Origin of the sequence: Halorubrum sp. SP9 (assembly GCF_005435015.1) — an archaeon.
Classification (GTDB): Archaea; Halobacteriota; Halobacteria; order Halobacteriales; family Haloferacaceae; genus Halorubrum; species Halorubrum sodomense.
In genome coordinates this window covers 51,825-64,102 of the sequence record NZ_SGXU01000010.1, presented here as the reverse complement: position 1 = coordinate 64,102, position 12,278 = coordinate 51,825, and the positions used below count along the sequence as shown (strand labels likewise).

Genomic DNA, 12,278 nt, shown 5'->3' with positions numbered 1-12,278 from the left:
GCGAGTGAAACGAGCGACGAGGAGCGTGGTTCGAGAGAGCGAAGCTCTCTCGTCATCACGAAAGGCGCTCCGCGCCTTTCGAACGACAGCGAGCGTACTGCGCCCTCGCGACTGGGGCTTTGGCGTTGGTCGCCGACAACGTGTAGGAAGCTATTTATAAAATATCAGATGGATCTTCAGCAGTGTTTGCCGGCGATCTGCGGACATCTATTTATAAGTAATCGACCAGAGTCTCGAAATCGGCTACCGCGGTAGCAGCATCGAGTCCAAAACCCCACCCCACGCATCGATCCGACCTCGCTTCCTCGCGACAGCCCCGGCCGCTTGTCACAGTTTTAAGCCCGCCGGCCGCAACTCCCGACCATGGGATTCGACGAGATGGACGTCGACACGATCTGGAAGAACGGGGAGTTCCTCGACTGGGAGGACGCGACGACCCACGTGCTGACCCACGCGCTCCACTACGGGAGCGGCGTGTTCGAGGGCGTCCGCTGTTACGAAACCGAGCGGGGGCCGGCGGTGTTCCGCTGGGACGAGCACCTCGACCGGCTGTTCGACTCCGCGAAGATGTACGACATGGACATCGAACACTCCCGCGAGGAGATCACCGAGGCCACCCTCGAACTCCTCGACCGGCAGGACCTCGACTCCGCGTACATCCGGCCGATCGCCTACTACGGCTACGACTCGCTCGGCGTCTCCCCGAAGGACTGTCCGACCGACCTCGTCCTCGCGGCGTGGCCGTGGGGCGCGTACCTCGGCGAGGAGGCCCTCGAAGACGGCGTCGACGTGATGGTCTCCTCGTGGCGGAAACACGCCTCCTCGCAGGTGCCGACGAACGTGAAGACGACCGGCCTCTACGTCAACTCCATGCTTGCGGGCGAGGAGGCGCGCCGGAACGGCTACGTCGAGGCCGTCGTCCTCAACAAGGAGGGCAACGTCGCGGAGGGGCCGGGCGAGAACATCTTCATGGTCAACGACGGCGAGATATACACCACCGGGCCGGCGCAGTCCATCCTCGAAGGGATCACCCGCGACACCGTGATCGCCCTCGCCGAGGAGCGCGGCTACGAGGTCCACGACGAGGCCGTCATCTCGCGCGGGCAGCTGTACACCGCCGACGAGCTGTTCTTCACCGGCTCCGCGGCCGAGGTCACCCCGATCCGCTCGGTCGACGACACCGAGATCGGCGCCGGCACTCGCGGGCCGGTCACCGAGGAGCTCCAGAGCGCCTTCTTCGACCTGGTCGAGCGCCGGACGGACGACCACGACGAGTGGTTCACCTACCTTTGAAACGACCCGCTACTCGCCCGAACCGCTACTCACCCGACCCGCTTTCCTCGGCAGTCGACCCCGCCGAATCGCCGGCCGTCCCGTCGGTCCGGACGTGTCCGAACCCGCCCGGAGTCCGGCCGCCGTCCCCCTCGTCGGGGTTCTCCTCGTGGACGGGGACCTGGTGTGCCGACTCCGCGAAGCCGGCGGAGAGGACCCGCGTCATCCCCTCCTCGACGGTCTCGCCGGTCTCCTCGATCCGCTCCGGCTCGACCTCGATGACGAAGCCGGTGGTGATGTTCGGGGCGGTCGGCATGAACAGGACGATCTTGCCGTCGCGAGTCTTCTTCCCGGTTCGGAACGCGGTCATGCGGATGCCGGGCCACGTCTCGATGTACACCGGGCTCTGTAGCTCGTCGGTGCCGGAGATCGCCGTCTCGATCGCGAGCTTCGAGGCGTTGTACACCACCCGGAGCGCCGGGATCCGGTTTATCGCGTCGTCCACCGCCGACTCCGCCAGACGACCGAGCGTGGTCCGCATGAAGTACCCGACCGCGAGGACGACGGTCGCGAACACCGCGAACGCGATTATCACCCGGGAAACGGGCTCTAACGGCGCCGGGATGATCTCGGGCTGGAGCCCCTCGATCAGCGGGATCGACGCGATGTACTGGTAGATCCACCGGAGGACTAAGAGGAGGACGAGGAGCGGCGCCAGCACGATGAGCCCGCTGGCGAAGTCGCGTTTCCACGTGGACATCTATCGGATCGGTATGCGTCGGCAATCCTTAAGAGGGCTTTCACGCGCCGGCGGCGAGCCGAGGTCGACGCCGGACGCCGGACGCGGGATCGCCGGCTACTGCCCCAGCACCGCCCGGGCCGCGAACGTCAGGTTCTCCTTGCGCTCGCGGACGCGCCGGTAGAAGTACGAGAGCCACTTGTCGCCGTACGGCGCGTACTGATACACGTCGATCCCCTGCGCGGCGAGGTCGCGCTGGGCGTCCTCGCGGACCCCCATCAGCATCTGGACCTCGTAGTCGGCCCCGTGCTCGCGCGCCAGCCGGTCCGCCAGCGAGATCATCTCGGGGTCGTGGCTGCCGACCGCGATCCCGCGGTCTCGGCGCTCGAAGAGGAGCCGGAGGTCGTCGCGGTACGCCTCGTCGACGCGCGCCTTGTCGGTGTACGCGATCGACGACGGCTCGTCGTACGCGCCCTTCACGAGCCGGATCTTGCCGGGGACGTCGACGAGGCGGTCGAGGTCGTCCGCGGTGCGCCTGAGGTTCGACTGGATACACTGGCCGACGCTCCACGGGTAGTCGGCGGCGATGGACTCGAAGGCGTCGAGGGTGTCGTCGGTCGTGTCCGCGTCCTCCATGTCACACCAGACGAACGCGTCGAGCTCGTCGGCGCGCGCGACGATCTCGCGGTAGTGCTCCGCGAAGAGGTCCGGCGAGACGTCCATCCCGATCTGGGAGGGCTTCACCGAAACGCAGGCGTCGAGGCCGCTGTCGGCGATGTCGTCGAGCAGCTGTAGGTAGGCGTCCGTGTCCGCCCTCGCGTCGCCGGGGTCGTCGTAGTGTTCACCGAGGAGGTTCAGGATGACCGCGACGCCGTCCTCGTTCGCGGCGCGGGCGTGGTCGAGGGCGGACGGGACGCTCTCGCCGGCGACGAACCGCCGAGCGATGGGGGGGATCATGTCGTGACTTCCGGACGGCGCGAACTTTACCTTTGCCGACCCGGCGACGGATCCGGGGTTTATAACATCCCGGGCGTCGCCCGTGAGGACATGATCGGTGCGCTCGTCGCGACGGCGTTCTGGGCGATGCTCCCGGCGTACGTCCCGAACAACGCCGCGGTGTTGGCCGGCGGCGGTCGCCCCATCGACGGCGGGCGCGAGTGGCGCGGCGCGCGGCTGCTCGGCGACGGGAAGACGTGGCGCGGCACCGCCGTCGGGACGCTCGTCGGCGTCTGCCTCGCGCTCGGACTCAACGCCCTCTCACCCCCCGCGAGCGCCGCGTTCGGCGTCGAATTCCCGACGTTCGCCCTCCCGGCCGCGTTCGCGCTCGCGTTCGGGGCGATGTGCGGCGACATCGGCGCCTCGTTCCTCAAGCGGCGCTCGGGCCGGGAGCGCGGCGCCGCGTTCCCGGGGCTCGACCAGCTCGACTTCGTCGTCGGCGCGCTCGCGCTCGCCTTCCTCGTCGACACCGACTGGGCGCTCGCGGTGTTCACGCCGCGCGTCCTCGCGGTCGTCCTCGTGATGACCCCCGTCCTCCACGTCGTCACGAACGCCGCGGCGTACGCGCTCGGGCTGAAGAACGAGCCGTGGTGAGCGGAGGCGGACGTTCGCTCCCGGCGAGTGACTCGCAGAGAAGTTGCGTATCAAACTAATTTTTCCTGATGACTGATCGTTCGGTCGCGTAATTCGCAGCTGCGAGAACGAGAGAAAGACATATATGCTGGTGTGGCATGTCATGGCACGCATGTCCAGTAGTGCACCCAGCTCGGACGACGACGTGTTCGACGAGTTCCTCTCCGATCACGGCCACGAGACGGAGATCGTAGGCTGGGAGCGATCCTATAACAAGCTCCAGTGTCCCGAGTGCGGTGCGCTCCACGAGGAAGGGTCCGCGCGGTGTTCCGTCTGCGACTGGCGGCCGAACTGAGGGCGGCGGCGACGCCACGGTCCGCGAATTTTCTTTCCGTCATACTCCCCGGTAGTATTATGTGGAATTACCCGATAGTGACTACCATGCCGACCTGTCAGAACTGCGGCTCGTTCGTCACGACTGATTACGTTCGGGTGTTTACCCCGAACGAGGTCGATCGACCCCGCGTCTGTCCGGCCTGTGAGGACCTCGTCCGCGACGGGGCGGACGTTCGCGAAGCGCGCGCAACGCGGAGCAGCTGAGGAGACGCCCGAGCCGTTACCGAGCGATGAAACGCCGACCCGTCGCGGCCGGACCGGAACCCGTGTCGACGACCACGGAGCCACGGCGTTTAAGGAGAACCGGAATCTGGAGGTAACAATGACCGATACCACGGTGACGCGGCTGTTCGGGGGGCCCGGGAGCGGGAAGACGACCGCGCTCTTGGACCGCGTCGAGGGGATCCTCGAAGCGGAGGACGCGGAGGTCCGCGACGTGCTCGTCGTCTCGTACACGCGCGCGGCCGCAGCGGAGATCCGCGAGCGGCTCGCCGAGCGGCTCGACGTCTCCCCCCGCAGCCTCCAGGGGAACGTGAGCACGATGCACGCGAAGGCGTACGAACTGCTCGACCTCTCTCGGGGCGACGTCGTCGGCGAGGACGACAAGGAGTCGTTCTGCGAGGAGTACGGCATCGAGTTCGAGGACCAGCACGGCGGCGCCGGCCGCCGGACCGCCCGCTCGACGACGATCGGCAACAAGATCATCGCCACCTCCCAGTGGCTCCAGCGGACCGAGCGCGACGTGGGCGACTGGTACGAGGTCCCCTTCCAGTGGGACGTCGAGGAGGTCAGGCTCCCGCCCGAGGAGGACCCGAACGCCCAGGAAGGGAACAAGTACACGCCCACGTGGCCCTCGGACGACGAGCGCATCGACATCCCGGAGACGATCCGGGCGTGGCGCGCGTACAAGGGCGACAACGACCTCGTCGGCTTCGCGGACATGCTCGAACGGGTCGCGCAGCGCTCGCTCGTCCCCAGCGTCGACTACCTGATCATCGACGAGTTCCAGGACATCACGACGCTCCAGTACAACGTCTTCGAGGAGTGGCGCCCGCACATGGAGAAGGTGCTCATCGCCGGCGACGACGACCAGGTCGTCTACGCGTGGCAGGGCGCCGACCCCGACCTCCTCCTGGACACCGAGGTCGACGAGGACGTGGTCCTCCCGAACTCCTACCGGCTCCCCTCCGAGATCCTCAACGTCGTCAACGCCGAGATCCGCCACATCGACAAGCGCCAGGAGAAGGACCTCCACCCGCGCAAGGAGGGCGGCACCGTCGAGGCGATCGAGTCGCCCTCGATGCTCGAACTCGTCCGGAACGTCCGGTACACGGTCGAAGACGACGAGGGCGACATCATGTGTCTGTTCCGCGCCCGCTACCAGATGTTCGACTTCATCGACGAGTTCATCGGCCACGGGATCCCCTTCTCCATGCTCACCGACGGACGGATGTGGACCGATCGCGTCCAGGACTACGTCAGCGCCATCGAGAAGGCCGAGGCCGACGAGCCCGTGACCGGGCTGGAGGCGCGGCGGTTGGCCGACATGCTCCAGGAGTCGGCGTTCGGGACCCACGACCGCGAGGAGTTCTACGACTTCCTCGACGACCGCGAGGAGGCGGCCGACGCCGACGACGTCGCCGACATCGATATCGCGGCCGACACGCTCGACGAGTACATCCCCTTCATGCCGGACACCGCGAGCGCCGACGACATGGTCCGGAAGGTGACGAGCTTCCAGCGCAAGTCGATGGGCGCGTACTTCGAGGGCGACTACCAGGGGACCGATCCCACCCGCGTCCGGGTCGGCACCATCCACTCCGCGAAGGGCCGCGAGGCCGATCACGTGTTCGTCGCGACCGACCTCACCGAGAAGGTGGTCGAGCAGATGGCCGCCTCCATCGACGACCCGACCGACGTCGACGGCGTCGAGGAGTTCACGAAGGCGACGAGCCCCGTCCCCGTCCTCACCGACAACGAGCGCCGCGTCTTCTACGTCGGGATGTCTCGGGCTCGCGAGCGCCTCGTGATCATGGAGAGCCTCATCGGCGGCGCGCCGACGCTCCCGATCAGCGTCCTGCTGTTCAACGAGCTCCGCGAGGAGCCGGCCCAGGAGCTCGTCGAGGAGGTCCAGGCCGAGCTGGCGGTGCCCGAACCGGAGCCGTGAGCGGGGAGGACGCGGCGCCGGGAGGCGCCGAGGGAGCGGCCGCCCCCCTCCGGACCGACCTCCGCCCCGTCGTCGAGGCGGTCCGCGAGGCCGACGCGGCCGCGTTCGTCGCGGTCGGGGACCGCTTCGACGACGACCTGCGTTACCTCACGCGCTTTTCCGGGCCCGACCGGCCGTACGCGCTGGTCGTCGTTCCGAGCGGCGGAGCGACGGACGGAGACGACGAGCCGACGGCGAACTCGCCGGCTGGGCGCGCGGTCCTCTGTGCCCCCGCGCTGTTCCGCGAGCAGGCGGAGCGGGAGTTCGTCGCGGTCGCCCGCGAGTCGACCGCGGATCCGACCGACGATGCCGACGCGGACGACCGCGCGTTTCACGACGGGGTCGTCCGCGAGGTCCGGACCGAAGGCGTCGGCGACCACGCCGGCGAGCGCGCCGCCGCGGTCGTGGACGACCTCGTCGACGGCGCGAGCGCCGCGGCCGAGGACGACGGTCCGACCGTCCTCGCTCCCGCGTCGATCCCCCACGACGCCGCGGTGTACCTGGAGCGCGCGGGTAACGACCTCTCGTCGACGGACGCGGTCGCGGCCGCTCGGGCGCGCAAGACGCCCGCGGAGGTCGACCGGCTCCGGAGAGTTCAGCGCGCGGCGGTCGCCGGGATGGCCCGCGCCGAGGCGGTCCTCGCCGAGAGCGAGGCCGTCGAAAGCGAGGCCGTCGAGGGTGCCGACGGGAGCGGCGGAGACGGCCGGTCCGACGACGACCGCCGACCCCCGCTCCGCTGGGAGGGCGAGCCGCTGACGACCGAGCGGCTCCGCCGCGAGGCGAACCGCGTCCTCGCTGCTCGCGGGGTGCGCGACGCGGGCAACACGGTGATCGGCGCCGGCCCGTCGGCGGCCGACCTCCACTACGTCGGCAGCGACCCGATCCGTCCCGGCGAGACGGTGTTGATCGATATCTCGCCGCGCGGCCCGGACGGGTACCACGGCGACGTGACGCGGACGTTCGTCGTCGACGGCGACGGCGGGTGGGAGCGCCGGGCGTACGTCGCGGTCGAGGCCGCCCGCGAGGCCGCGCTCGACGAGGTCGAACCCGGCGTCCCGGCCAAGGCGGTCCACGGCGAGGCGGCCGCGGAGCTCACCGCGTACGGGTTCGAGCCGAACGCGGGCGAGGGCGAGGCCGGCTTCACGCACGGGACCGGCCACGGCGTCGGCGTGAGCCTCCACGAGGGACCGTCGCTGTCGGGCGCGGGCGAACTCCGACCGGGCCACGTGGTGACGGTCGAGCCCGGCGTCTACGACCCCGAAATCGGGGGCGTCAGGCTGGAGGACCTGGTCCTCGTCACCGACGAGGGGTACGAGCTGCTGGCCGAGTACCCGTTCGGTATCGTGCCGGACGCGGACCCGACCTGAGCGGCGGCGGCCTACCGCCCCGTCGCGTCGTCGCCGTCGACCGCTGCGGCGTCCGGCGACTCGGACTCGTCTGCGCCGCTTTCGCGGCCGGCGTCCGCGCTGTCGGTATCGCCGCGCAGCTGGCGGGGCAACAGTCCCGAAAAGAGCCTGCGGGCGATCCGAGCCGGGTCGAGGAAGTACTGCGGGAGGACGACCATCGCGGCGGCGACGACAAACAGGCCGACGCCGAGCGCGACCTCGCCGGCGAACAGCCGGATGACGGCGTAGTTCGCCAGCGGGAGCGCGAAGACGAGCGATCCCGCCAGCCCGATCATGTCCAGCAGTCCGAGTCGCATTGCGCCCCCGTTGATTCCCGGGAGGCAAAAGGAACGCGGCGACGGCTCGGCCCGGCTCCGCCGCGCGACGGCGACGGCGCCGCCCGGCGGAGCCGGCCGCCGCCGCGACCGCGCGGACCCAGAACCGATAACCGTCGCCCGCCCCCAGTTCCGGTATGTTCACCGGCATCGTCGAGGGCACCGGCGCGGTCCGCGAGCGGACCGAGACCGACGACGGGCTGCGGCTGCGGATCGGCGTCGACGGGTACGACGACCTCTATCACGGCCAGTCGATCAGCGTGAGCGGCGTCTGCCTGACCGTCGAGGAGTACGGCGTCGACGGCGGCGCGGCCGGAGCGGGCCACGGCGGTGACGCCGACGGCGGCGAGTGGTTCGAGGTGTTCCTCGCGAGCGAGACGGTCGCGAAGACGTACCTCGGCGACGTGCGCGAGGGCGACGCGGTCAACGTCGAGCGCGCGATGCCCGCCGACGGGCGGTTCGACGGCCACGTCGTCCAGGGCCACGTCGACACCGTCGCGGAGGTGAGGGGGATCGAGCGCGTCGGCGAGGACTGGCGGTTCACCTTCGCGATTCCGTCGGGACAGGACCGCTACCTCGTCGACAAGGGCTCCGTGACGCTCGACGGCATCTCGCTGACGGTCGCCGAGAAGCGCGGCGACGAGTTCGACGTGGCGGTCATCCCGACGACCTACGAGCTGACGACGCTCTCGGAGAAGTCGGTCGGCGACCCGGTCCACCTAGAGGTGGACGTGATCGCGAAGTACGTCGAGAACATGCTTGAGGGGGACGCCTGAGAAGCGTTACGGGAAGACGGTGGTTCGGAACCGCCGGCCGCTCGACGGTGTGACTCCGAAGCCGAGACTGCGGTGACTGCCACCAAAGCCCCAGCCGCGAGGGCTCGGTGCGCTCGCTGTGGTCCTCGGCGCTCACTCCGTTCGCGCCTGCGGTCCTTGCATCGCGCGCCTTCGCCCTCGCGGCTGCCCCTTTGAGTCCCACCCCGCACGGCACCGCACAGCACCTCACGCCTCCCCAGCCTCGTCGGTGGTCCTCCGCTTCGCTCCGGACCACCGACTCCCTCGCGCGTGCTCCTCGCGCCCGATGGGCGCTCGGAGGCACGCGCCGACCGTATCGCTGACCCGCTCAGTCCAGCAGATCGACTGTCTTCGCCCTGGAGAGCATCCGCGAGCGAAGTAAGCGATCCCCGAAGTGGACGAATCAGCGGGAGAGCCAGGGAACTGAAGGACGTTTAGGCGTCGTGCGCGTCCTTCGCGCCCTTCACCGTCTCGCGGACGGCGTCGACGCCCTCGTCGTGGAGCAGGTCGCCGACGACGATCACGTCGCTGTGGGCGGCCATCTCGTTTGCCGACTCGTAGTCGTGGATCCCGCCGCCGTAGAAGAGCGTGGCGTCGTCGAGGGCGTCGTGGGCGGCCGCGACCTTCTCGGTGTCCCCGAACGTGCCGGAGTACTCGACGTAGACGATCTCCTGGCCGAACATGCGCTCGGCCACCTTCGCGTACGCCCCCACGTCGTCGGCCGCGAGGTCGCAGTTCGCGTCGGTCAGCTCCGCGACCGCGGCGTCCGGGTTGAGGACGATGTACGCCTCGGTGTGGGTCCGGCTCCAGTCGAGGTCGTCGATGCGGACCCACTCCTTGTGCGCGCCCGTGATCCAGAAGGGACCGCCCGCGTTGAACACGGTCGGGATCAGGTAGCCGTCGAGCGCCGGCGAGTCGATCACGACGCCCGGGTTCGACGGCTCCTGGTACAGCGGCACGTCGTACTCCGCGGCGGCGTCGACGACGCGCGTCATCTTCTCCGCGGTGACGTCGAGGGTCCCGCCGATCTCGATCGCGTCCGTCCCGGTCCGGCAGACGTCCTCGAAGGTCTCGCCCGGCTGTAGGTCCTTGTCGGGGTCGACCTTCAGCACGTGGTCCCAGTCGTCCCACGGGTTGGTCATCGGGCGAGACTCCACCGGGCGAGACCAAAAAGGTGCGGAACCTGTCCCGTCGGCCGGACGCGTCGCCCGACTCGCCGCCGGGCTTCGGGCGTCGCGGCCGCCTCACAGCAGGTCGTCGATCTCGTCGTTCTCGAACGCGGCCGCCGGGTCGGACTTCTCCTCGGGCTCGTCGCGGACCGCCTGCCTGGCGCGCTCCAAGAACGCCTCCACCCGCTGGGAACGCTCGACGCCCGCGAGGAGGACCAAGGCGGCGATCCGGTCGGAGTCGAGCGGGAAGTCGCCGCCGCGGACCTGCATCGAGCCCGTCTCCTCTTGGAGCCACTTGCGGGCCTTCTCCGCGCCCTTCCGCGAGATCCGGTCCGGGTCGCCGGCGACCGCGACGAGGGCCGCGTCGGCGTCGGTGGCGTTCGGCAGGGAGAGCCCGGTCATCACCGCGCTGCGGACCGCGCTCGTCACCGTGGTGACGTTCTCCTCCGCGTCCTCGGCCGCGGGCGCCGAGGCGAAGCCGACGGCGGCCATCCCGCCCGCGCGGAGCGTGTTGATCACCTCGCTCGTGTCGACGACGGACTCACCGACGCCCTCGACCGCCTCGCCGGCCGCCAAGATGAGCCCGATCCGCTTCGCCATCGAGGCGTTGATCGCCTCGTAGCCGCCCTCCATGGACTCCCCCGAGGAGCGCCACGCGTCGTTGTCGAGCAGGATCGTCGCGTCCGCCTCGCGGACGAGCGTCTTGAGCGACCGCCCGGCGTTCACCTGATACATCGTCCCCTCGTCGCGGCCGGGGAGGATACCGATCGCGTAGACGGGCACGTCGTACACCCGGTTCAGCTCGCGGACGAGGACCGGCGCGCCGCCGGAGCCCGTCCCGCCGCCCAGGCCCGCGACGACGAACACCGCCTCGGCCGCCGCGGTGACCTTCGGGGCGAGCGCGTCGAGCACCTCGACGGCGTCCTCGTCCATCACTTCCGCGCCGAGTTCGTTGTCGCCGCCGACGCCGTGGCCGTTGACGCGCGACTGCCCGACGAGGACCGTTTCGAGCGGGAGGGGGTCGAGGTCGGCCGCGGCGGTGTTGACGGCGAGCGCGTCGAGGACCGCGCCGTAGCCGGCGTCGGCGTCGAACTCCGCGAGGGCGGTCGTGAGCTTGCCGCCCGCCTGTCCGACGCCGAGGAGGACTGCCTTCATAGCGAGACATTCCCGTTCCCCGGTGAATACTGTTTCCCCGAGGTTTAAGAGTGGAGACGCGGCCAGCCGGTCGCATGAGCGACAACGGACAGAGCGCCGGTCCGGGAGCGGAAACGGACGCGGCGCCGCCGAGGCCGGGGACGGAGGCGACGACCGGAGCGAACGGGTCGACCGACCGGATCGAGTCCCGCCTCCGCGCCGTCGAGCGCGCGGTGACCGGGAGCGACGCGCGGCCGGCCGACGCCGTCGCGGACGCGGAGGCGACGGCCGAGCGCGATCGGCTCGAATCGCGGCTCGACGACCTCGAGGAGCGCGTCGCGGAGTTGGAGGCGGCGACCCAGGCGATCCGCGGCTACGCGGGGTCGGTCAGGGCGGTCAACCGCGAGGTCGAGCGGCGGGCCGACCTCGCGCTGGCACGGGCGACGGAAGCCGGCCGGGAGGTCGACGGAGCCCGCGAGCGGAGCGGGGAGCGCGGGGACGCCGCCGCCGACCGATCCGATCGCCGGTCTCGACGGCGCGACGCGACGCCGACCGACGACACCGGCGACGCCGTGCCCTCGGAGAGCGCCCTCGACGCCGCGCTTCCCGACGACCGTTCCGCGTCGGGACCGCGTGACGGGGGCGGCGACGGGTCCCTCGGTCGAGACGCCGACGGCGACGGAAGCGGCGACGGCGACGCGTGGGCGGCCGACGCGCTCGACCGGCTCCGGGAGTCGCTGTGACCGAGCCGTGATCCGCGTGGTGCTCACCGTCCTCGTGGCGGTCGCGCTGCTCGCGGCGTCGATGCCAGCGATCGAGACGGCTCGGACGACGACGACGACCGACCGGATCGGTGCCGAGGCGGACCGGTTGGAGCGGGCGATCGGGGGCGTCGTCTCCGGATCGACGCCCGTGGGCGACCCCGCGATGGCGGCGCAGACGACCGTCCTCGTCCGCGTTCCGACCGGATTCGCCGCGGCGGACGTCGACCGCGTCGCGCTCGTGGAATCGCCCGACCGACCGGGGAGCGCCGCGCTCGCGTACCGGGTCGGCGACCGGCCCGAGCGCGAGTTTCGGATCGGAACGGGACCCGCGCGGACGGCGGTCGAACTCGTCGGCGGACCGATCGAACTCCGCCCGGGCGGGGCGAGCCGCATTCGGGTCCAGTACGTCGACGACGGGGGACCGACGATCCGGATCAGTCGGGTCGGGTGAATCGGAGCGACCGAGGGCCGCTCCGGTTCGGCGAGCCGATCGTTTATATACGATACCGCGGGCA

14 protein-coding genes are annotated in these 12,278 nt (G+C 70.3%); 9 read left to right on the top strand and 5 right to left on the bottom strand.

Annotation, left to right across the window (positions count from 1 at the left end; genetic code table 11):
• The first annotated feature begins 363 nt into the window (after positions 1-363).
• Positions 364-1,293, top strand: coding sequence for a branched-chain amino acid transaminase (locus EXE45_RS07895; protein WP_092920675.1), 930 nt, complete (start codon positions 364-366; stop codon positions 1,291-1,293).
• A gap of 25 nt (positions 1,294-1,318) precedes the next feature.
• Here EXE45_RS07895 and EXE45_RS07890 read toward each other — a convergent pair whose 3' ends face one another.
• Together EXE45_RS07890 and EXE45_RS07885 are read right to left on the bottom strand one after the other, a co-directional pair.
• Positions 1,319-2,032 (bottom strand): DUF502 domain-containing protein, encoded by a 714-nt coding sequence (locus EXE45_RS07890; RefSeq protein WP_092920674.1) that lies wholly within the window; start codon positions 2,030-2,032, stop codon positions 1,319-1,321.
• 96 nt (positions 2,033-2,128) lie between these two features.
• Positions 2,129-2,968 (bottom strand): proline dehydrogenase family protein, encoded by an 840-nt coding sequence (locus EXE45_RS07885; protein ID WP_092920673.1) that lies wholly within the window; start codon positions 2,966-2,968, stop codon positions 2,129-2,131.
• 90 nt (positions 2,969-3,058) lie between these two features.
• Between EXE45_RS07885 and EXE45_RS07880 the strand changes: the two genes are divergently transcribed.
• The 5 genes from EXE45_RS07880 (at position 3,059) to EXE45_RS07865 (ending at position 7,549) form a co-directional block, all read left to right on the top strand.
• Positions 3,059-3,601 carry a CDP-2,3-bis-(O-geranylgeranyl)-sn-glycerol synthase gene (locus EXE45_RS07880; protein ID WP_092920672.1) on the top strand — a complete coding sequence of 181 codons (543 nt, stop codon included), beginning with the start codon at positions 3,059-3,061 and terminating at the stop codon, positions 3,599-3,601.
• Positions 3,602-3,752: 151 nt separating this feature from the next.
• Positions 3,753-3,935, top strand: coding sequence for an HVO_0416 family zinc finger protein (locus EXE45_RS07875; protein WP_092920671.1), 183 nt, complete (start codon positions 3,753-3,755; stop codon positions 3,933-3,935).
• Between the two features lie 86 nt (positions 3,936-4,021).
• The gene (locus tag EXE45_RS20390) at positions 4,022-4,180 is read left to right on the top strand and encodes a hypothetical protein (protein ID WP_167551915.1); all 159 of its coding nucleotides are present in this window, start codon (positions 4,022-4,024) and stop codon (positions 4,178-4,180) included.
• Positions 4,181-4,298: 118 nt separating this feature from the next.
• A complete protein-coding gene (locus EXE45_RS07870) occupies positions 4,299-6,143 on the top strand; it encodes a UvrD-helicase domain-containing protein (protein WP_137693997.1) in 1,845 nt (614 codons plus the stop codon).
• A complete protein-coding gene (locus EXE45_RS07865; RefSeq protein WP_137693996.1) occupies positions 6,140-7,549 on the top strand; it encodes a Xaa-Pro peptidase family protein in 1,410 nt (469 codons plus the stop codon). The genes EXE45_RS07870 and EXE45_RS07865 overlap by 4 nt, the downstream gene beginning before the upstream one ends.
• 11 nt (positions 7,550-7,560) lie before the next feature.
• Here EXE45_RS07865 and EXE45_RS07860 read toward each other — a convergent pair whose 3' ends face one another.
• The gene (locus EXE45_RS07860) at positions 7,561-7,884 is read right to left on the bottom strand and encodes a hypothetical protein (protein WP_092920668.1); all 324 of its coding nucleotides are present in this window, start codon (positions 7,882-7,884) and stop codon (positions 7,561-7,563) included.
• A gap of 155 nt (positions 7,885-8,039) precedes the next feature.
• On the opposite strand from EXE45_RS07860, the gene EXE45_RS07855 reads away from it, so the two are divergent.
• Positions 8,040-8,678 (top strand): riboflavin synthase, encoded by a 639-nt coding sequence (locus EXE45_RS07855; protein ID WP_137693995.1) that lies wholly within the window; start codon positions 8,040-8,042, stop codon positions 8,676-8,678.
• A 452-nt stretch (positions 8,679-9,130) separates the two neighbouring features.
• Here the strand turns inward: EXE45_RS07855 and EXE45_RS07850 are convergent, their stop codons facing one another.
• Positions 9,131-9,838 (bottom strand): phosphoglycerol geranylgeranyltransferase, encoded by a 708-nt coding sequence (locus tag EXE45_RS07850; RefSeq protein WP_092920666.1) that lies wholly within the window; start codon positions 9,836-9,838, stop codon positions 9,131-9,133.
• 102 nt (positions 9,839-9,940) lie between these two features.
• Positions 9,941-11,020: a cell division protein gene (locus EXE45_RS07845; protein WP_092920665.1), complete on the bottom strand. Its 1,080-nt coding sequence runs from the start codon at positions 11,018-11,020 to the stop codon at positions 9,941-9,943.
• A 74-nt stretch (positions 11,021-11,094) separates the two neighbouring features.
• Here EXE45_RS07845 and EXE45_RS07840 point away from each other — a divergent pair, with 74 nt between their 5' ends.
• Together EXE45_RS07840 and EXE45_RS07835 are read left to right on the top strand one after the other, a co-directional pair.
• Positions 11,095-11,742, top strand: a complete 648-nt coding sequence (locus EXE45_RS07840) for a hypothetical protein (protein ID WP_092920664.1) — start codon at positions 11,095-11,097, stop codon at positions 11,740-11,742.
• A 7-nt stretch (positions 11,743-11,749) separates the two neighbouring features.
• Positions 11,750-12,214: a hypothetical protein gene (locus EXE45_RS07835; RefSeq protein ID WP_092920663.1), complete on the top strand. Its 465-nt coding sequence runs from the start codon at positions 11,750-11,752 to the stop codon at positions 12,212-12,214.
• Positions 12,215-12,278: the final 64 nt, after the last annotated feature.

What these genes read in the sequence shown, in the direction of transcription:
- EXE45_RS07895 (WP_092920675.1), top strand. Translation starts at nt 364, where the DNA reads ATGGGATTCGACGAGATGGACGTCGACACGATCTGGAAGAACGGGGAG.
- EXE45_RS07890 (WP_092920674.1), bottom strand. Translation starts at nt 2,032, where the DNA reads ATGTCCACGTGGAAACGCGACTTCGCCAGCGGGCTCATCGTGCTGGCG.
- EXE45_RS07885 (WP_092920673.1), bottom strand. Translation starts at nt 2,968, where the DNA reads ATGATCCCCCCCATCGCTCGGCGGTTCGTCGCCGGCGAGAGCGTCCCG.
- EXE45_RS07880 (WP_092920672.1), top strand. Translation starts at nt 3,059, where the DNA reads ATGATCGGTGCGCTCGTCGCGACGGCGTTCTGGGCGATGCTCCCGGCG.
- EXE45_RS07875 (WP_092920671.1), top strand. Translation starts at nt 3,753, where the DNA reads ATGTCCAGTAGTGCACCCAGCTCGGACGACGACGTGTTCGACGAGTTC.
- EXE45_RS20390 (WP_167551915.1), top strand. Translation starts at nt 4,022, where the DNA reads ATGCCGACCTGTCAGAACTGCGGCTCGTTCGTCACGACTGATTACGTT.
- EXE45_RS07870 (WP_137693997.1), top strand. Translation starts at nt 4,299, where the DNA reads ATGACCGATACCACGGTGACGCGGCTGTTCGGGGGGCCCGGGAGCGGG.
- EXE45_RS07860 (WP_092920668.1), bottom strand. Translation starts at nt 7,884, where the DNA reads ATGCGACTCGGACTGCTGGACATGATCGGGCTGGCGGGATCGCTCGTC.
- EXE45_RS07855 (WP_137693995.1), top strand. Translation starts at nt 8,040, where the DNA reads ATGTTCACCGGCATCGTCGAGGGCACCGGCGCGGTCCGCGAGCGGACC.
- EXE45_RS07850 (WP_092920666.1), bottom strand. Translation starts at nt 9,838, where the DNA reads ATGACCAACCCGTGGGACGACTGGGACCACGTGCTGAAGGTCGACCCC.
- EXE45_RS07845 (WP_092920665.1), bottom strand. Translation starts at nt 11,020, where the DNA reads ATGAAGGCAGTCCTCCTCGGCGTCGGACAGGCGGGCGGCAAGCTCACG.
- EXE45_RS07840 (WP_092920664.1), top strand. Translation starts at nt 11,095, where the DNA reads ATGAGCGACAACGGACAGAGCGCCGGTCCGGGAGCGGAAACGGACGCG.